The sequence below is a fragment of the Enterobacter sp. RIT418 genome, from assembly GCF_003057745.1.
GTDB lineage: Bacteria > Pseudomonadota > Gammaproteobacteria > Enterobacterales > Enterobacteriaceae > Enterobacter.
Window position 1 is genome coordinate 267,845 of sequence record NZ_QBJD02000002.1, and the last position, 19,981, is coordinate 287,825.

General features: G+C 55.4%; 10 protein-coding genes and 1 pseudogene. 8 read left to right on the forward strand and 3 right to left on the reverse strand.

All coding sequences use genetic code 11. The features are described from left to right. The first annotated feature begins 98 nt into the window (after positions 1-98). The 5 genes from DBY73_RS03555 to DBY73_RS22270 all read left to right on the forward strand — a co-directional run bounded on the left by DBY73_RS03555 (position 99) and on the right by DBY73_RS22270 (position 13,629). Positions 99-2,603: a fimbria/pilus outer membrane usher protein gene (locus DBY73_RS03555; protein ID WP_112009882.1), complete on the forward strand. Its 2,505-nt coding sequence runs from the start codon at positions 99-101 to the stop codon at positions 2,601-2,603. Continuing rightward, positions 2,600-3,607: a fimbrial protein gene (locus DBY73_RS03560; RefSeq protein ID WP_146745737.1), complete on the forward strand. Its 1,008-nt coding sequence runs from the start codon at positions 2,600-2,602 to the stop codon at positions 3,605-3,607. The genes DBY73_RS03555 and DBY73_RS03560 overlap by 4 nt, the downstream gene beginning before the upstream one ends. 16 nt (positions 3,608-3,623) lie before the next feature. Then, positions 3,624-5,357, forward strand: a complete 1,734-nt coding sequence (locus DBY73_RS03565) for a ShlB/FhaC/HecB family hemolysin secretion/activation protein (RefSeq protein WP_112009833.1) — start codon at positions 3,624-3,626, stop codon at positions 5,355-5,357. A gap of 13 nt (positions 5,358-5,370) precedes the next feature. After that, on the forward strand, positions 5,371-10,851 hold the full coding sequence (locus tag DBY73_RS03570) for a filamentous hemagglutinin N-terminal domain-containing protein (RefSeq protein WP_258458358.1): 5,481 nt from the start codon (positions 5,371-5,373) through the stop codon (positions 10,849-10,851). Positions 10,852-10,956: 105 nt separating this feature from the next. Further along, the gene (locus tag DBY73_RS22270; RefSeq protein ID WP_258458361.1) at positions 10,957-13,629 is read left to right on the forward strand and encodes a hemagglutinin repeat-containing protein; all 2,673 of its coding nucleotides are present in this window, start codon (positions 10,957-10,959) and stop codon (positions 13,627-13,629) included. Positions 13,630-13,729: 100 nt separating this feature from the next. Here DBY73_RS22270 and speA read toward each other — a convergent pair whose 3' ends face one another. The 3 genes and pseudogenes from speA to DBY73_RS22370 form a co-directional block, all read right to left on the reverse strand. Next, positions 13,730-15,706 (reverse strand): biosynthetic arginine decarboxylase, encoded by a 1,977-nt coding sequence (gene speA, locus DBY73_RS03575; protein WP_112009834.1) that lies wholly within the window; start codon positions 15,704-15,706, stop codon positions 13,730-13,732. An 8-nt stretch (positions 15,707-15,714) separates the two neighbouring features. Beyond that, a complete protein-coding gene (gene yqgB, locus DBY73_RS03580) occupies positions 15,715-15,846 on the reverse strand; it encodes an acid stress response protein YqgB (protein ID WP_146745738.1) in 132 nt (43 codons plus the stop codon). 94 nt (positions 15,847-15,940) lie between these two features. Further along, positions 15,941-16,030 (reverse strand): annotated as a pseudogene (locus tag DBY73_RS22370) (hypothetical protein); the annotation flags it as partial. 478 nt (positions 16,031-16,508) lie between these two features. On the opposite strand from DBY73_RS22370, the gene metK reads away from it, so the two are divergent. From metK to DBY73_RS03600, 3 genes are all read left to right on the forward strand, one after another. Further along, positions 16,509-17,663 (forward strand): methionine adenosyltransferase, encoded by a 1,155-nt coding sequence (gene metK / locus DBY73_RS03590; RefSeq protein WP_100683424.1) that lies wholly within the window; start codon positions 16,509-16,511, stop codon positions 17,661-17,663. 355 nt (positions 17,664-18,018) lie between these two features. Continuing rightward, positions 18,019-19,416: a galactose/proton symporter gene (gene galP / locus DBY73_RS03595; protein WP_112009836.1), complete on the forward strand. Its 1,398-nt coding sequence runs from the start codon at positions 18,019-18,021 to the stop codon at positions 19,414-19,416. Positions 19,417-19,476: 60 nt separating this feature from the next. Next, positions 19,477-19,974, forward strand: coding sequence for a SprT family zinc-dependent metalloprotease (locus DBY73_RS03600; RefSeq protein ID WP_112009837.1), 498 nt, complete (start codon positions 19,477-19,479; stop codon positions 19,972-19,974). Positions 19,975-19,981: the final 7 nt, after the last annotated feature.

Consider the following 19,981-nt stretch of genomic DNA (forward strand, 5'->3'; position numbering starts at 1 on the left):
ATGGTAGCATGATTTTTCGGACGCATAAGCACCTCAGGCCAGGTGTAAAAAAACGATTACTCAGTCATCTTATCGCCTTTGCGATATTTTCTCCGCTTATGGCGCAGGCCGCCAGCGAAAAAAAAACCGTGTCGTTTTCGCGCGGTTTTATGAATTTCTATAACAGCGGTATCGACCTTAACCAGTTCGATGGCACCGAGAAGGTGTTGCCCGGGGAATATAAGCTCGAAGTTTACGGTAATAATAAAAAAATCGACTCCTGGCCCGTCAAATTTATTGCAGCGAATAATGAGCAAGGTGTAAACGCGTGCATTACGCCTGAAATGATCATTCGCATGGACGTTGACACTCATAAACTGCCGGAGAACTGGAAAGCCACATCTTGCCTTATTCTGCCAGAGCTGATTTCTGGTGCGACAGTCACTTATGTTCAGGACGAAGAGGTTCTGAACGTCACCATTCCGCAGGCCATGCTGCTGAATACGCCGGATGGCTACATCAGCCCTGAGCTGTGGGACACGGGCGAACCGGCCCTGATGACGGCCTATACTCTGAGCGCCTCGAATATTCATAACCGTACCCTACAGGACTCCACCGATTACGTTTACGGCAATCTCCAAAGCGCCCTGACGATGGGGGCGTGGCGCTTCGTTACCTACGACACTGCGAATATGGGCAGCGGTAATAATAACGAAGGCTTTAAGCACCTGCAGGCTTACGCTGCGCGCGCCATCGGGTCTATCGCGTCTGAAGTCACCATGGGCGATCTCAGCACCAGCGGTGAGTTTTTCGATACCGCTTCGCTGCGCGGCGTGCGCCTGGCAACCGATGACCGCATGCTGCCAGACTCGGTACGCAGCTATGCGCCCGTCGTGCGCGGTGTAGCAAACAGCAATGCCACCGTCACCATCAGGCAGGCGGGCAATACCATCTATGAAAAGGTCGTTCCGCCGGGCGAATTTATCATTAACGACCTCTACGCCACCGGCTATAACGGCGATCTCGACGTCACCGTGAAAGAGACCAACGGCAAGGAAACGACATTTACCGTCCCGTACTCCAGCGTTCCGCAGCTCCTGCGTGAAGGCTTCTCTCGCTATTCGCTGGCCTCCGGAGAGATCCGCGACACCTGGCTTCATGAAGATCCGTGGATGATGGAAGGGACCTTGCAGTACGGCCTGCTCAATAATCTGACGGCCTATGCGGGTGCACAAAGCGCGTTCGAGGGCGATTTTAATGCGCTGATGGCGGGCTTTGCGGTTAATACCTCGCTTGGGGCGCTGGGGATCGACGTCACACGCTCCTTCACCCATTTCGAAAATCAGCCTTCAGTACAGGATTGCGGCACATTCTGCGATATGAGCCTGCGCATTAGCCTTGCGAAGAATCTGCCGAACACGGGCACCAACTTCAGCCTGATTGGCTACCGCTATTCGAGCAAAAACTATTACTCGCTGTCCGATGCCGTTGCCCTGAAACAAGCCTTAGAGGCTGGCGAATCCCGCTATTTCCCTGAACGCTACCGCGAGCGCGTTGAAGCCAACATCAACCAGATGCTCCCTTCCGGCTGGGGAAGCTTCTACGTCAGCGGTTTTGTCGGCAACGTCTGGAACGACGAGCTGGGACGCACGGAAAAATCTAACTTCGTCGTGGGGTACAACAACCAGCTGGGCTCTGCGACGTGGGGCGTATCGTTTGGGCGTACCAACGACGCGGATGGCGGTTATGAAGATACCGTCTACCTGAACGTCTCCATGCCGCTGGGCCCGCGCTATAAGAAGCGCCCTCGCATGGGCGCAAACTTCAGCTATAACAGCGATGAAGCCACGTTCAGAACGTCGCTGAACGGATCGGCCGGTGAACGCTCGCAGTTCGGCTTTGGCGGTTACTTTAGCCAGTCCAGCGCGCCGGAAAGCAATTTTGGTATGAACCTCTCCTACACCGGCGATAGCGCGTCCGGCGGCGTGGCCTATAGCCAAACGCGCGACAGCTTTATGGGAGGCGTGAACCTCAGCGGGGGAATGGTCGCTCACCGGGGCGGGCTCAATTTTGTTCCGATGCTGAGCGACACCATAGGTATCGTCGAAGCCAGGGGTGCGGAAGGCTCTCGCGTCTATCCCGACTCCAACACCGTCATCAAAGACAACGGCTACGGCATCATCAGCTATTTGAACCCGTACAAATACAACGAGGTTTACATCGACCCGAAAGGGACCGCGATGAGCGTAGATGTGGAAGACACGCGCAAAAAAATCGTCCCAACCGCGGGTTCCGCCGTTCTGATCAAAATGGATACCCAGCAAAACAAGCTGACGTTTGTTCAGTTCCTCCAGCGTTCGGCGGAAACCATTCCATTCGGAGCTTCCGTTACCGACGAGAAAGGCAACGATTTGGGCATGGTGGGCCAGAACGGCCTGGCGATGGTTGCGCTAAAAAATGGCGTCAACAGCCTCACGCTCGCCTGGAAACAGCAAAAGGAAACGAAGCGCTGCGTCGCCACCGTCCAGCATGACGCCAGCGTTAACGCCGGCACGTCTAAAGCGGGCAAAGACGCCTTCTCTGCACAAAAAATCATCTGCACAACTCCAGGAGGGAAGCAGTGAGAAAAATAATTATCCCGGCAATGCTGCTGGCGTGTGGGTCTTTACTGTGTCTGGTGAGTACGGGCCTTTACGCAGCCACCTGTAAACTGGATTCCGCACCGTCCGTTTTATCCATCAACGATAGCATTACCCTGAACCCGGCCTCGAGCGGCACCGCGGGTACCGTGCTGTGGTCGAAAACCTATTCAGTTCCAAGCCTTAAATATTCCTGTGATGCCAGCGCGGGCTCACAGTGGTTTTCAGAATACAGCCGCGCCTATCTCACCACCGCCATTGACGATGTTTATGCCACGGAAATCAGCGGAATCGGTATCCGCGTAAAATGGCCTTCAAACGCCAGCGGTGCCTGGCTTCCCGGTGATTCAGGCACGCCCACCTCCTGCGCCAACGGCTGCTCCATCAACAACTCCACCGTGCTGGTGGAGTTCGTGCAAACGGGCAGACTTAGCCAGGGTGAAAACTATATTCCGGCCGGGGAGCTGGCGGCTGCTAACGTCGTCCCCACGACGGATGCCGGTGAAAGGCTGCGTATCATGACCATTAATCTGGGAACGGCAATTAAGGTCGTGACGCGTTCCTGCGCAATCTACCCTTCCAGCAACACTATTGACCTGGGGACATTTAGCCTCGCCTCGTTCACGCTAGACAACGCCTTCCAGGGAGATAAAAAGCCGTTCTCTATTACCATTAACTGCCCGACAACGGAAGATATTGGCATTACCTTTTCTTCGGTAAGTAAAGTTCCTTTTGGCGCGGTATCTGGGGTCATTGGAGCAGAAGAAGGTGAAGGCTATGCAAGTAATTTTAGTATTCGCCTGTTTGAGAAACAGAGACAAATTTCGAACGCCCTCAAGATTAACACGGAATACCCTTATACCGTGACCGGTACAGTCGTTAATAACTACGAGGCGCAAATTTATGTTCCCGCCAGCATCAATCGTGCAAACCAATTAACCGCCGGCAAGGTCGTTGGCGCAGTGCAATACACAATGGTAATTAAATAATATCAAGGAGCGATATATGCATTTCCGTTATTCAAAAATAGCGCTGCTCGTGGTGCCGTTTATTTCTGCTGCACATGCTTCAGGTGTATTGCCCTCACAGCAAAACAAGCAAGAGCTGGATCGCCTGGAAAGGCAAAATAACCAGTACCTGATTGAAGAAGCAAAGCGCACCGAGAAATTCCTGCAGCAGCAGCGCACCCAGCGCGAATCGGAGCCTGGCGTAGGGGTCGGCGCGAGCTCATCGGTCACATTCAAAATCGATAAAATTGAGATTATGAATGACGACCTGTTTGCGTCATCCCCCGAGCGCGAAGCCATTATTGAACGCTACCAGGGCAGAGAGCTCGGTAAAGCAGAGATTTTTATGGTGGTAAAAGAGCTCACCGACTTTTACATCTCACGCGGCTACGTCACAACGCTGCTTGGCATTGAGCCGGGCAATATCAAAAACGGCGTACTGAAGCTGCGCGTGCTGTGGGGAAAAATCAACGATTTCAGAGTCAACGGCCAGGCGCCGACCTTCCGCGAGCGCACTCGCCTGTTTAGCGCCTACCCGTTTGCCCAGAGCAAGATTTTAAATATGCAGGATATCGACCAGGCCGTCGAAAACCTGCTGCGCGTGTCGCATAGCGACAATATTCAGGTTGAACCTTCCGTTTTAGACGGGGCATCCGATCTAAACCTGCTCACGCAACCGCTGTTTCCTTTTGCCGTCAGCGCAGGCGTTAATAACTCGGGCACAGAAGCAGAGGGCTGGCAGCAATATTACGGCAGTATCACGACCAAAAATATTGCCGGCCTCAACGATATTTTCAATGCTTACTATTCAGAGAATAACCTCAAGAATAATAACGACAATCAGCGTGCCTGGTCACTGAGCTATAGCCTGCCGCTGGGGTACTGGGGGTTCGATACCTCCTATTATAAATCAACCTACGATAAAACGATTGGCGGTGATTTCGGTCAGTACGCGTCGGACGGCTCCTCAGAGCGTTCATCCGTGCGCATCAGCCGGATGTTCTCCCGTAACGCCTCCGGCAAAACCAGCGGATGGGTGAAAGTTGAAAAGCGGGATAACGACAACCGTTTTGAAAATACGCAGATCGATGTGAGCTCCAAGCGCTACACCACGCTTTCTTCCGGCCTGACCTACGTTGGCGGACTGATGAACGGCTGGTTCTACGGCGATCTGAGTGCGACCGCGGCGATGCCCTGGTTCGGCGCCGCGTGGAAAGGCGATCGGGATCTCGAGGGCTTCGATCTCAACTACGTAAAATATAACGGCATCGCCAGCTGGACTCGCCCGCTTTTCCAGTCTGGTCGGCTGGGTGGCGTATATGAATTAAGCACGGGGTTCCAGTACACGCCCGATACGCTTGTCAGCGAGGCGAAAATGACGCTCGGCGATGAATTTACGGTTCGCGGCTTCAAAGATAGCTATTTGATGGTCGACAGCGGAGCCTGGATCGCCAATACGCTGCAACTTCCTTTTGATATTAACCTGGCAGGCATAAGCCAGTTCACGCCTTATTTAGGGTATGACTTCGGTTTCTCCAAAGATAACTGTCCGAAAGGCGTTAATACCTGCGACAGCCAGTTCATGATGGGTGCAGCCGTGGGTGCAAAGCTCACGGGAAATTATTTCTCATCAAATTTAACCGCCGGCTGGCCTGTCAAAAAACCGGATTCTATGGATGGAAACACCGTCGATAACACGGTCGTTTATTACAAGCTGGAAGTGAACTTTTAATTAAGGATTGATAATGAAAAATAACAGCGCATCAAAAGGAAAAATAACGGCGGGGACCTTGCATAAGCATTTATGCCCGCTGTATTTGTCATTAGCAGGAATATTATCAGGGACCGCTGAAGCGGCCATCACCCCGGATGCCAGCCAGAAAAACGGTCCATCCATGGGGCAGACGGCAAACGGCACGCCGATGGTTAACATCGCCAACCCGAACGCTAAGGGCGCGTCGCTCAACAAATTTACGCAGTTCGACGTTGATAAACAGGGCATGGTGTTTAACAACAGCAAGAACGACGGCGTGACCAGGATTGGCGGCTATGCCATTAAAAACGCCCAGCTGCAGCAGGAAGCCAGCGCGATTATCAGTGAAGTGACGGGGGCGCGCGCGTCCTATATCAACGGCACCATGGAAGTCTTTGGCAAAAAAGCCGACGTCATTATTGCCAACCAAAACGGGATTTCCGTTAACGGGGCAACCACCGTCAACGCCAACAGCCTGACGCTGAGCACCGGTAAGGTACAAGAAAACAAAGACGGCAGCTACAGGCTGGCCGTTGAAAAGGGCAATGTGACCGTCACTGGCCAGGGCATCTCTACCGAAGGCCTGAGCTACTTCGATATTGTTAGCCGTAGCGCCGTGCTGGAAGGAGAAATTGCAGGCGCAGCTGACCTGAAAGTGGTGGCAGGTAAGAACGACTATAATCTTTCGGATCGTAGCCATACCGTTCGCAGCAAGGGCGACGGCACAGCCCCTGCGGTGGCGATCGACGGCAGCGCGCTCGGCTCAATGTACGGTGGCAAAATTCAGCTGATCAGCACCGAAAGCGGCGCTGGCGTGCGCCATGCAGGCAGTATTATTGCCAGCAGCGACATTGACATCAGCGCTGAAGGCGACGTCAGCCTTACCGCGCTGAAAAGCGGTAATGACCTTAACCTGTCCGGTAAAAACGTCACCCTCGCAAAAGCCGCTGCCAGCGGTACCGAAGCAAAAAATAATATTGTGATTCGCGCGCTGTCGGGCGTTAACATCAGCAACGATGTGATTTCCCGCAACGGCACTATTCGTATTGATGCCAGCAGCTTGTTGCAGAATGCCGCGGCGCTGATCGCTGAAAATAGCAAAACTACCAGCATCCCGGCGATTCAGATTAACGTTGAAGGCAGCTATACCCTCTCTGGAAAATTAAAAGCGCTGGACGCCAGCGGCAACGCGATCAAAAACGGTGTCGTTACGCTGAAAAAAGGCGATTTCGTCGTGCTGGTTGACGGTAAGGAAGTCGCTTTCAGCACGATTATTTCAGACACCGAGCTGGTCAGCCACGGTGGGGATATCCAGATCGCCGCGGGCAGCGTAAACAACAGCGAAGGCGTCATTCTGGCGAAAAAAGGCACGCTTCAGGTAAACCTCAAAGACGGCTTTGAAAATACCGGCTCGGTTAGCGCAACGGGGAATATAGTTATTGCCTCCGGCTCGCTCAAAAATAACGGCATCCTGTATGCGACTGAACAGCAGACGCTGACGGTCGGTAGCCTCGATAATAGCGGCCGTATTTTTGCCGATAAACAGCTGGTAATGCGTGCAAGCGCGCTGAACAACAAGGGCAATATTGGCGTCTCTAACGGTTCTCTGCAGATCGCAACCTCCGGCGACGTGACCAACAGCGGTACCATCAGCAGCGAAGATGGGCTTATCGAACTGGACGCCGACGGCGCAATCAATAACAGCGGTACTCTCGTCAGCAATCAGAACGACGTTGCCGTCACCAGCAGGGGCGCTCTCGTAAAAAATGACGGTCAAATTCAGGCGCGCAATGTTGATGTGACCGTAGCAAAAGGCAAGCTCGACAACCGCGGCGCGGTGAAGGCCAAACAAAACGTTAAGGTTAAATCGTCAGAGCTGAACAATGCCGGTATGCTGAGCGCCCCTGGCGACATGACGCTGGATGTGAGCAAAACGCTCGTCAATACCCAGGGCGGGAACATCCTCTCTGACGGCAGCCTGACGGTGAAGGGCAGCGGCAAGCTGGATGTAGTGAATGAAGGCGCAGGCTGGATCCAGGGCAAATCCCTTGTTGCTGAAGGGCTGGCATCGCTTGCCAACACGGGTGATGCCGTACTGCTGACCACCGGGGATTTGAGTCTTTCTGGCTTAACGTCGCTCACCAACGATAATGCAACCATTCAGGCTGCAAACCTGTCGCTGGGCGACATCGGTACGTTGACCAACACCAACGGCGGCACGCTGTACTCCAGCGAGAATATGCTGCTGTCCAACATCGACACGCTGAACAACAGCAACGGTGCGCTGATCAACGCCGCTGGCGCGTTAACCCTGTCCGTTATCGATAAGCTCAATAACAGCAACGCAGCGACCCTCGTCAGCAAAAATGACGCCTCGCTGTCCCGCATGGGTACGCTGAACAACACCGCCTCCTCGGTTATCCAGGCGGGCGGCACGCTGAGCGTCTCCGATGTCAACACCCTGAACAACACGTCCGAGTCGGCAATTCTTGCCAGCGGTGATATGACGCTGGACGGCGTAAATACGCTGAACAACCAGTCCGCGATTGTGGGTAACAAAACCGTTACCCTTAGCCACGGGGATACGCTGAAAAACGAGGGCGTGATCCAGAGCGGTACGGACCTGATCGTTCGCAACATTCGCAACCTGATCAACCAGGGCAGCGATCACGTGCTGAGCGCCATGCGCAGCCTGACGATTAACGATATCGAAACGCTGCGCAACGCCGACCAGGCCGTTATCTCTGCCGGTATGAACACCGTGCTGAACGCGATTGGCATCGTGGTTAACACCGCAGGCGGCGTGATTCAGGCCGTTGACGGCGCGCTGAGCATTACGGCCGATACGCTGAATAACAGCGGAAGCGCAGCTACCAGCGCTGGCAGAGTCGATTATTCGACCCTCGTCGCCGCGGGCGATGTCTCGATTAACGCCCAAAACGTGACCAACGCAGAAAAGGCCAACATCGTTTCAACCGACAGCAACCTGACGCTGAACGTGGCCAACAGGCTGGACAACCTCGATGGCTCCGTGCTTTTTGGCAGCAACGGCACTACCGTCAACCTGCAAGACGGCACGCTGCGCAACCTCGACGGCTCCCTGATTGCGGGTTACAACGTCAACCTTAGCGCCAAGCATCTGGAAAACACCACCGATGCCAGCGTTATCGCAGACAATAAGCTGACGTTGGATGTAGGAAGCCTGAACAACATTGAAGGCCACCTCGAGGCAGGCCATACCCTGGCGCTGGACGTGGACGACGATCTGACCCTGGATGGGAAAAACAGCAGTATTCACGCGGGTAATCAGCTGAACCTGACCACGCACGGGAACTTCACCAACAACACGCAGGTGGAAGCGATTGGTACGCTTAACGTTAACGCGGATAAAGCGTTCGTTAACAACCAGTCCATAGTGACCGGGGGGGATTTAAACGTCTCTGCGAACAGCATCACCAACAACCGCAGCTCCCTGATGTGGGCGCTGGGTAAAATGGACCTGCAAGCGCGCAACAACATGTTCTATAACAGCATCGGCGGCAACGTGCTGAGCATGGGCGATATGTCGATTATTGCCAAAACCATCTGGAACTACGCGGGCCTTATTCGTTCAGAAAAAAATATCAATCTCGATGCTGAGCTGATTAAAAACCAGAGCACCTACACCGGCGGCGGCATTTCCGACACGCTCACCCAGGACTCGGTAGGCCACTGGAAAACGATTGAAAACGTCACGACCAAGGTCGATATTTCCACCGTGATGCACATGGTTGGCCAAACGTCCGATATCGCGCTGGATAAGCTTGCGGAAATTAGCGCCGGCGGCGACATCAACATTAACCAGCGTAATATTTACGATCAAAAGTCGCTGCAAAACCTCGGCGGCCTGATTCAGGCAGGAAACGATATCAACATTAAGGGGGACGTGCTCAACACCCCGAAATACGTCTCTGAATCGCTTTACGACTACCTGACGATCCCGCTCGATGAACCGATCACCATCACCTACTACTGGCGCGTGGCGATTGATCACTACACCACATGGAAATTTGACTCACTTTACCAGTACCTGGACTTTATGTTCGGCTTTGGTACCGCCGCATCCGTTACGGGTAAAGAGCCTGCGGATAAAGGCTATTTCTTCAATTCGCTGCTGAATACCGCCAATGAATCCCCGCTGCTGAACAGCACGATGATCAAGATTTTCGGCGAAACCTGGAACACCAGCACGCGGGGTGACCTGGTCAAAACCTGGAGCAATCTCTCGAAGGAAGACTATGCCCCGCTGAAAAGCAACATGATTTACTTTGTTCCTCTGGAAAAAGGCGAAATCACCGCGGGCCGCAACTTCAACCATTCAGACGGGCTTCTGGATAACGGTATTGCACGCGCGGGCATCGTGAACACCCGTGCCGACGTGAAAGATATCGACGTGGGCGATTACAGCGTAGACTCCGTGGTGGCAGGCTATGACATTAACGTCAATACCAAAACCATCGATGAGCTGTCCATGGGGATTAGCCCGCTGCCGTCCATCAAGGATATGACCAGCCTGCCGGGCATGTTTGAAGTCTCTGAGGATTTCAAAAAAGCGCAGGATGCGAAAAAGAACGGAACCGAATACGCCCTCCCGTCAAACAACCTCATTCCGGTGTTCGAAACCCGTCCGGAAATGATCGACCAAAGCCAGTATACCGGCGCGGATGACTTCTTCGACGAGGTTGATTACACGCCAGAAGCGCCGATCAACGTTATCGGTGATAACTACTTTATCTCTGAGCTGATCCGCCGCGAGATCAGCAATTCCGTCGGCAGCTTCTTTGCCATCCGTGACGGCCTGGAGGGGGATGCGCTGGTCAAACGCCTGATGGAGAACGCGGGTGAAGCAGCAAAAGACAGCGGGCTGGGCCTCACCGTGGGCGAGGCATTAACCGCCGAGCAGCGTGAAAATCTCGATCGGGACATCGTCTGGTTTGTGACGCAAAACCTGAACGGCGTGGACGTGATGGTTCCGGTGGTTTACCTGAGCCAGCAAACGCAGGCCCAGATAAAATCGGGCGATGTTAACGGCGGCACCGCGACCCTGCACGCGGGTAACGACATGAACATTGACGCGGGCTTCGTCAACAACGTGAACGGGTCCATGTCGGCGAAAGGCGATATTTCCGTAACGTCGGTGGAAGGTCTCAACAACGTCAGCAACGGGATGAACGCGGGTATCAAGGCGGGCGGCGATGTTTCTATCACTGCGACCTATGCCGATATTAATAACAACGGCGCGCAGATCGCTGCGGGTAAAGATGTGAATCTTTCTGCGGCCAATGGCGACATCGTCATGACCGCCAGCGTGGGCCGTGAAGAGAGCGGCAAGCAAACTTATCACGCCTTCAACGACGGCGTGGTCGCGAGCCAGAACGTCACGATGGAAGCGAAAAATATCACCTCCAACGCTTCCGATATTAATGCAGGCTAGGACATCACCCTGAAGGCAACCGAGGGTAACGTCACCTTCAACGACCTCCATGAGATTGACGCCTCTCACTCCATTGATACCACGCTGACCGGCGCCGGGAGCTATATCTCCGTCGATAAGCAAACCGAGAGTGCTGAAGCCGTTGGCGCTAACGTCAGGGCCGCAGGCAATCTGACCATTAACGCCAGCAACGACGTCACCCTGGAAGGCGGCACCTATAACGCAAACACCGGTGAGATCAAAGCGGGCAACAACGTGACGCTGAAGACCTCCGAAGACGTGGCGTTCACCGAAGAGACCACCACCTCCCGCCAGTTTGTTGCCGATGCAAGCGCCAGCGGCGGCGGTAAGACCGTGACGGCCGAATACGGCAAAAATAAAAACACGTTTACCAAAGTGGATTCCGGCGAATACGTCAGCCCGGGCTCTCAGTCCGCAACCTCTGCGATTGGCGCTAAGCCTGGCAAAGCCCCAACCGGCGACACGGCGTCGTTCCGTTTCGGTATGGAAACCATCACCGATACCAAAACCACGAACGAAAAGACCAATACCAACGCAGCGCTTAACTTTGGCGATTCCGGCAAGATTGAAGCAGGTAAAACGGTGGATATTGGCGGTGCCGACCTGAAGGCGGGTAATGATCTCAGCCTGACCGCTGAAGACGTTGCCAGCACAAAATACGTTGATGAATCCAAAACGGAAAGCAGCCGTAAGGAAACCTTCATTGGCGTCTCCGGCGAAGCGCACAGCACGCTGGTCGACAGTGCGGATAAGGTTGGCAACCTGATCGAAAAATCCAAAGAAGGCCAAAGCGTCAACGGCGGAATGACAACCCTGGAAGTGATGGGTGATGCCTCCAACATCCTGCTCAATGACCTGGCCGGCGGCTCCGTCACCATCGGCGGCAAAACGCAGAAAACCACGGAAACGAAAACCGCCACGGCGGAAAACATCACCAACGTCAACGCGGGTAATCTTTCCATCAACACCAGGAAAGACACCACGCTTAACGGCGTTGAGATCAATGCGAACAGCGTTGACATCAACGCGGGCGGCGACGTGTCAATGAACGCCGCAAAAGCGACAACCGCCACCGCCTCTTCAACCGAAACGCACAGCGCGGGGATTACTGCAGGCGTCGGTATGGATCTGACGGGCGTGAGCGGCGGCGTGTCTGTGGATTACAGCGGCAGCATCGACCACGCGAAAGCGGATACCGTTAGCCATACCAACAGCGCAATGAACGCCTCCACCGTGAAGATTAACAGCGGCGGCGACCTGAACATGACCGGCGCAAACATCACGGCTGACACCGCAAAGGTAGACGTGGCGGGAGACATGAACGTTAAGTCCGTTCAGGACATTGACTACTCCGAGGCCGATCGCGCCAACTGGGGCGCTTCCGTTGGCGTGGGGATCTCCTCCGCTGGGGTGACGCCAAGCTTCGCCGCAAACGGCGGCGGCGGTTCGGAAAGCCATGACGGCGCCCAGACGGCGAAACAGTCCGGCATCAATATCACGAACAGCCTTGACGTCACCACGGGCGGCGACCTGAACATGACGGGTGCGCACCTCGTGTCTGAAAACGGCACCGGTTCTGTGAACGTCGGCGGCGATATCAACGCGAAAACGCTCGACGATCGCATCGAGCAGGACGGCGTATACGGCGGTGGCGGCATCGGTATTGGCGGCACGCCGGGCAAATCGGGCGGCACGCCTTCCGCGAACATCTATGTTGATACCGTGGACGAGATCCACTTTAACGAAACCCAGAAGTCGACGATTGCCGTGGGTGAAACCACCAGCAAGTCGGTTAACGGGAACGTGAATACCGACAAAGAGGCGCAGTCAGCCGTAACGCGGGATGAGAAAGAAGCGGGCAACAACATCTCCTTCACGCTGGCCGATCCTGGTCTGCGTAAGAAATCGAGTGATGCCGATGTTGATACCCCGTCAACGCCAGACGTCGATACCCCGGACGATCACCATTCGGGCAACGGCGGCTGCAAGAAGGGCTGTGGTGCAACGCAGATCCAGACCGAATCGGCGAGAACGCTGAAGGTTGACACCGTCAGCACTGAGACCGCGAGAAGCGTTGATGTGCCGAAAGTGACGCCATCTCAGGCGCAAACCCTGAAGCCTAAAGCAGAAGCGGCCAGCACGGTGAAGACAGAAACTGTCAGTACTGAAACCGCGAAAAGCGTTGAGGTACCGAAGGTTACGCCGTCTCAGTCTCAGACTCTGACGCCGAAATCAACCACTACCCTGGTGACTAAACCTGATACGAAGCCAGTGAAAAAGTGGGCGGTACCGGATACCAACTACCCAACGCTGTCGCCAGGTTCCGCGACCGGCAAAACCGGGATGGATGCACCGAAGACGCCAAAACACAAGCAGTGGAACGGCGACATGACCCACGGCGTAACGCCGTCCAGCAGCGCCAACGGCACCGACGTGAAGCTGTCTCCGGGCTCATCCACCGGCCAGACCGGCATGGACATGCCGAAAACGCCTGAGCACAAGCAGTGGAACGGCGACATGACAAACGGCGTGGCGCCGTCCAGCAGCGCCAACGGCACCGACGTGAAGCTTTCTCCGGGCTCATCCACCGGCCAGACCGGCATGGACATGCCGAAAACGCCTGAGCACAAAACGTGGAACGGTAATATGAACAGCGCGATGAATCAGCCCGTTCAGTGGAAACCACTGATGCAGGAAATGCCGATTAACATCTACGCTGCCGTCACTATTGAGTTCCATGAAAGCGCGTTCAGCTAGGCCCTGAACCGAAACGTCTGCCGTTCCGGCAGGCGTTGCGGAAGTAAAAAAAAGGGTCTGACCGCGGTCAGACCCTTTTCTTATTCAGTACGCGAAAGCGTTATTCGTCTTCGAGATAGGTGTATCCGTACAGCCCCGCCTCAAACTCCTCGAGGAACTGCTGCTGCAGCGCATCGTCCAGGCCGGTGTTTTTCACCTGATCGCGGAACTGGGTTAACAGCTTGCCCGGATCGAGCTGAACGTACTCAAGCATATCCGCGACGGTATCCCCTTCATCAGAAAGCTCTACCTCTACGCTGCCGTCAGGGAAGACAAACACGTCAACCGCTTCGGTATCCCCGAACAGGTTATGCATGTTGCCGAGGATCTCCTGGTACGCACCGACCATAAAGAAGCCCAGCATCGGCGGGTTCTCCGGATCGTATTCTGGCATTGGCATCGTCGTTGCAATACCGTCGCCGTCCACGTAGTGGTCGATAGCGCCGTCGGAATCGCAGGTGATGTCCAGCAGTACGGCACGGCGCTCCGGCGCGTGGTTCAGCCCTTCCAGCGGCAGAACCGGGAACAGCTGGTCGATACCCCAGGCATCCGGCATCGACTGGAACAGCGAGAAGTTGACGTAAATCTTATCCGCCATGCGTTCCTGCAGCTCGTCGATAATCGGACGGTGCGCGCGGTTGCTCGGATCGAGCTGCTTTTGCACCTCGTGGCACATGTTCAGATAAAGCTGCTCGGCCCACGCGCGCTCCTGCAGGCTAAAGGTGCCTGAGGAATAGCCGACGTGAATATCGTGCAGATCCATCTGGCTGTCGTGCAGCCACTCGCGCAGGGAGCGGCGCGTGCCCGGCTCGTGCATCTCCTGCCAGGTTTCCCACATGCTTTGCAGGGAGCGAGGCGCATCGTCTGCCGGAGGCGTCGCTTCGGTGGTTTCGCTGCGCTCAACGCCGATAATATTGGACACGAGCACGGTGTGGTGCGCGGTCACCGCGCGGCCGGACTCGGTAATCACCGTCGGGTGCGGCAGGCCGTGCTCTTCGCAGGCGTCGCCGATGGCCCAGATAATGTTGTTGGCGTATTCGTTCAGGCCGTAGTTAACGGAGCAATCGGACTGCGAGCGCGTGCCCTCATAGTCCACGCCCAGGCCGCCGCCGACGTCGAAGCACTGAATGTTAACGCCAAGCTTGTGCAGCTCAACGTAGAAACGCGCCGACTCGCGCACGCCGGTGGCGATATCGCGAATGTTGGCCATCTGCGAGCCGAGGTGGAAGTGCAGCAGCTGAATGCTGTCCAGACGACCGCGCTCGCGCAGAATTTCCACCAGCTGCAGCACCTGGTTCGCCGCGAGGCCGAACTTGGATTTTTCGCCGCCGGAGGACTGCCATTTACCGGAACCCTGCGACGCCAAACGCGCACGCACGCCGAGGCGCGGCACCACGTTCAGACGCTCGGCCTCTTCCAGCACGATGGCGATCTCGGTCATCTTTTCGATCACCAGATAGACCTTGTGGCCCATCTTCTCGCCGATCAGCGCCAGGCGAATGTATTCGCGGTCCTTATAGCCGTTACAGACGATCACCGAACGGGTCATGCCCGCGTGCGCCAGTACGGCCATCAGCTCGGCTTTAGACCCGGCTTCCAGGCCCAGCGGCTCGCCGGAGTGGATCAGGGATTCGATGACGCGGCGGTGCTGGTTTACCTTGATCGGGTACACCAGGAAGTAGTCGCCTTTATAGCCGTAGGATTCGCGCGCGCGCTTGAACGCGGCGTTAATCGAACGCAGGCGGTGTTGCAGGATCTGCGGGAAGCAGAACAGTGCAGGCAAACGCTGGCCCTGCGCTTCGCGGGCTTTCACCAGTTTAGCGAGATCCACGCGCGCGTCAGGGACGTCCGGGTCCGGGCACACGCTGATGTGGCCCAGCTCGTTGACGTCGTAGTAGTTATTGCCCCACCAGGCAATATTGTAAGTGCGCAGCATTTTGCTGGCTTCCTGGGAGCTCATCGCAACCTCCTGCATGGAACGTAGTACACCCTGTTCGCCCGCTGACGAAGGCGAAACGGAAGACATGTCGTCAGACATAGCGAACCTCAACTCGTTGTATTAAGTGTAAAACAGTTGACTACTATCGCAGCGTTATACGGCGATAACAACCCATAAACGGCCCCATTTCCCAGCAGAGTATGCTGAAATCCAGACCGTGCGACCGGTTTCTTATTCATATCATTGTAAAACACGTATCCGAACTGTGTATGGCAAGGTTCGGCGAAACCACGAGATAACTCTTGTATTAACAAGAGCGCCCTTGTTCAGTTTTCACAAAGCGTGACCGGCCCTGGAATCCTGAGAAGCGCCGAGATGGGTATAACATCGGCAGGTTTGCAGACTAGAAATGCGGGTTGCGGGAATCAAATGCGCGCCAGAACGGCTGCGCTGAATTAGCGGAAAACGATGGTTCATTATCTCGTATCACCTCCACGGCCGCTTCTGCTGAAACGGACCACAAGCCAAAGCTAAGAGTTCACTGCTTAACCCGGCTGGAAGTGGCAACACGATGAGGTCATCGAGCGCTTTTTTTTAGAAGCCGCGCGCCGCGTTTTATACCGAGAAGGCCGCTAAAAAGCAAAATAAAAATGCGCGTGTTGCCAGCAGCGTCAGGAAATATTTCCAGCATTGGTTTTAGCACAGTGAGAGCTGAGTCAAAAAAAACTGGAAATCGGTCTAAGAAGTGACCTAAAATAGCCGTCCAGATGTTAATCCATCTATACTGATTAACACTCAGACTGCCAGTGTCATTAACCTTCAGGCCTTGGTAGAATTATCTTCTACGGCTATTCAAGACAGCAGTTCGAGCTAACCAAATTCCTATTAGGTAAAATAAAACATGGCAAAACACCTGTTTACATCCGAGTCCGTATCAGAAGGACATCCTGATAAAATTGCTGACCAAATCTCCGATGCCGTGCTGGATGCGATCCTTGAACAGGATCCTAAAGCGCGCGTAGCGTGTGAAACCTATGTCAAAACCGGCATGGTTCTGGTTGGCGGTGAGATCACCACCAGCGCTTGGGTTGATATCGAAGAGATCACCCGTAACACGGTGCGTGAAATCGGCTATGTGCATTCCGATATGGGCTTTGATGCCAACTCCTGCGCGGTGCTGAGCGCAATTGGCAAGCAATCTCCGGACATCAACCAGGGCGTTGACCGCGCCGATCCGCTGGAACAGGGCGCGGGCGACCAGGGCCTGATGTTCGGCTATGCCACCAACGAAACCGACGTGCTGATGCCAGCGCCTGTCACCTACGCACACCGTCTGGTGCAGCGTCAGGCTGAAGTGCGTAAAAACGGCACCCTGCCGTGGCTGCGCCCGGATGCGAAAAGCCAGGTCACCTTCCAGTACGACGACGGCAAAATCGTCGGCATTGATGCGGTCGTTCTGTCCACCCAGCACGCAGAGGATATCGACCAGAAATCCCTGCAGGAAGCGGTGATGGAAGAGATCATCAAGCCGGTTCTGCCAACCGAGTGGCTGAACAGCGCGACAAAATTCTTCATCAACCCAACCGGACGCTTTGTTATCGGCGGCCCAATGGGCGACTGCGGCCTGACCGGTCGTAAAATTATCGTTGATACCTACGGCGGCATGGCGCGTCACGGTGGCGGCGCGTTCTCCGGTAAAGATCCGTCGAAAGTGGACCGTTCTGCCGCGTACGCCGCGCGTTATGTGGCGAAAAACATCGTTGCCGCAGGCCTGGCCGACCGCTGTGAAATTCAGGTTTCCTACGCGATCGGCGTGGCTGAGCCAACCTCCATCATGGTGGAAACCTTCGGCACCGAGAAAGTGCCTTCTGAACAGCTGACCCTGCTGGTGCGCGAGTTCTTCGACCTGCGCCCATACGGCCTGATTCAGATGCTGGACCTGCTGCACCCGATCTACAAAGAAACCGCCGCGTACGGTCACTTTGGTCGCGAACATTTCCCATGGGAAAAAACCGACAAAGCCGCCCTGCTGCGTGAAGCTGCCGGTCTGAAGTAATCGACTAACAGCGTTAAACAGGCCAGCCTTTGTGCTGGCCTTTTTTATGTCGGGTGGCGGCAGGTAGCCCTCGTTGAAACCGCTTACACCATGCCAAATAACTCGCGCTTTCAGAATAATCCCTTTGTCCGATCGCCTTTCTTCTGCTGTTACATTTCATTTCAGTTAAGTCTGAATTATGCGCAAACGCGATGCGCATCAATGAAATTCCCTCTATATTTTCAAAGCTTTAATTATTTTTACGATGCATGCGCAGTGTAACCGATTACACCATTGTGATTTGTCTCACATATTTTTACGCGCTGCTCACCTACCCTTAACATCGACAAAACTGATAACCCAACTGGAGGGCATAATGCCTGACAATAAAAAACAGGGGCGCACGTCCAATAAGACGATGACCTTTTTCGTCTGCTTCCTCGCAGCCCTGGCAGGATTACTCTTTGGCCTGGATATCGGCGTTATTGCCGGTGCATTACCCTTCATCACCGACGAATTCCAGATCAGCGCACACACGCAGGAATGGGTCGTAAGCTCAATGATGTTCGGTGCCGCCGTGGGCGCCGTGGGCAGCGGATGGCTCTCCTTCAAGCTCGGGCGTAAGAAAAGCCTGATGATCGGGGCGATCCTGTTCGTCGCCGGCTCGCTCTTCTCCGCCGCCGCGCCGAACGTGGAAGTGCTGATTATCTCCCGCGTGCTGCTGGGCCTGGCGGTGGGCGTCGCGTCCTATACCGCGCCGCTTTATCTGTCTGAGATCGCGCCAGAAAAAATTCGCGGCAGCATGATCTCCATGTACCAGCTGATGATCACCATCGGTATTCTCGGCGCCTACCTGTCCGACACCGCGTTCAGCTACAGCGGCGCATGGCGCTGGATGCTTGGCGTGATTATTATCCCGGCCATTCTGCTGCTGATCGGCGTCTTCTTCCTGCCGGACAGCCCGCGCTGGTTCGCCGCCAAGCGCCGCTTCCACGATGCCGAGCGCGTGCTGCTTCGCCTGCGCGATACCAGCGCAGAGGCTAAAAACGAGCTGGAAGAGATCCGCGAAAGCCTGAAGGTCAAACAGTCCGGCTGGGCGCTGTTTAAGGAAAACAGCAACTTCCGCCGCGCGGTATTCCTCGGCGTGCTGCTCCAGGTGATGCAGCAGTTCACCGGGATGAACGTCATCATGTACTACGCGCCAAAAATCTTCGAGCTGGCGGGCTACACCAACACCACCGAGCAGATGTGGGGCACCGTTATCGTTGGCCTGACCAACGTGCTGGCGACCTTCATTGCCATCGGCCTGGTGGACCGCTGGGGCCGTAAGCCAACCCTGACGCTGGGGTTCCTGGTGATGGCGGTGGGTATGGGCGTCCTCGGCACCATGATGCACATGGGCATTCACTCCCCAACCGCGCAGTACGTCGCCGTGGCCATGCTGCTGATGTTCATCATCGGTTTTGCGATGAGCGCCGGACCGCTGATCTGGGTGCTGTGCTCCGAGATCCAGCCGCTGAAAGGGCGCGACTTCGGCATCACCTGCTCCACCGCGACCAACTGGATCGCCAACATGATCGTCGGCGCAACGTTCCTGACCATGCTCAACACCCTGGGCAACGCGAATACCTTCTGGGTCTATTCCGGTCTGAACGTGTTCTTCATCGTGCTGACCCTGTGGCTGGTGCCTGAAACCAAACACGTCTCTCTGGAACATATTGAACGTAACCTGATGAAAGGTCGCCCGCTGCGCGAAATCGGCGCACACGACTAATCTTCCGTCCGGGGAGGTGCCTCTTGCGCCTCCCCGCTCCGCGCTTTATGCTCTGCCCCTATGAAAGCTCCCCGTCTCCCCATCGCCATCCAGCTCGCCGTTATGCGCAGCCTGCGGGAAAAACTCGCCCAGGCGAACCTCAAGCTTGGCCGCAATTACCCCGAACCTAAGCTTGTCTATCAGCAGCGCGGAACGGCCGCGGGCACCGCCTGGCTGGAATCCTATGAGATCCGCCTGAACCCGGTGCTGATGATGGAAAACCAGCAGGCGTTTATCGATGAGGTTGTGCCGCACGAGCTGGCGCACCTTCTGGTGTGGAAGCACTTTGGCCGCGTGGCGCCGCACGGCAAAGAGTGGAAATGGATGATGGAGGCAGTGCTGGGCGTTCCGGCGCGCCGTACACACCAGTTCGAGCTTGAGTCGGTGCGCCGTAATACTTTTCCCTACCGCTGCCAGTGCCAGCAGCACCAGCTTACCGTTCGTCGCCACAATCGCGTGGTGCGTGGGGAAGCGACCTACCGCTGCGTGAAATGCGGCGAACCGCTGGTCGCGGAATAATCATTAG

Coding starts and splice junctions, on each gene's coding strand:
- metK (WP_100683424.1), top strand. CDS start 16,509: ATGGCAAAACACCTGTTTACATCCGAGTCCGTATCAGAAGGACATCCT.
- DBY73_RS03570 (WP_258458358.1), top strand. CDS start 5,371: ATGAAAAATAACAGCGCATCAAAAGGAAAAATAACGGCGGGGACCTTG.
- galP (WP_112009836.1), top strand. CDS start 18,019: ATGCCTGACAATAAAAAACAGGGGCGCACGTCCAATAAGACGATGACC.
- DBY73_RS03555 (WP_112009882.1), top strand. CDS start 99: ATGGCGCAGGCCGCCAGCGAAAAAAAAACCGTGTCGTTTTCGCGCGGT.
- speA (WP_112009834.1), bottom strand. CDS start 15,706: ATGTCTGACGACATGTCTTCCGTTTCGCCTTCGTCAGCGGGCGAACAG.
- DBY73_RS03565 (WP_112009833.1), top strand. CDS start 3,624: ATGCATTTCCGTTATTCAAAAATAGCGCTGCTCGTGGTGCCGTTTATT.
- DBY73_RS03600 (WP_112009837.1), top strand. CDS start 19,477: ATGAAAGCTCCCCGTCTCCCCATCGCCATCCAGCTCGCCGTTATGCGC.
- yqgB (WP_146745738.1), bottom strand. CDS start 15,846: ATGAATAAGAAACCGGTCGCACGGTCTGGATTTCAGCATACTCTGCTG.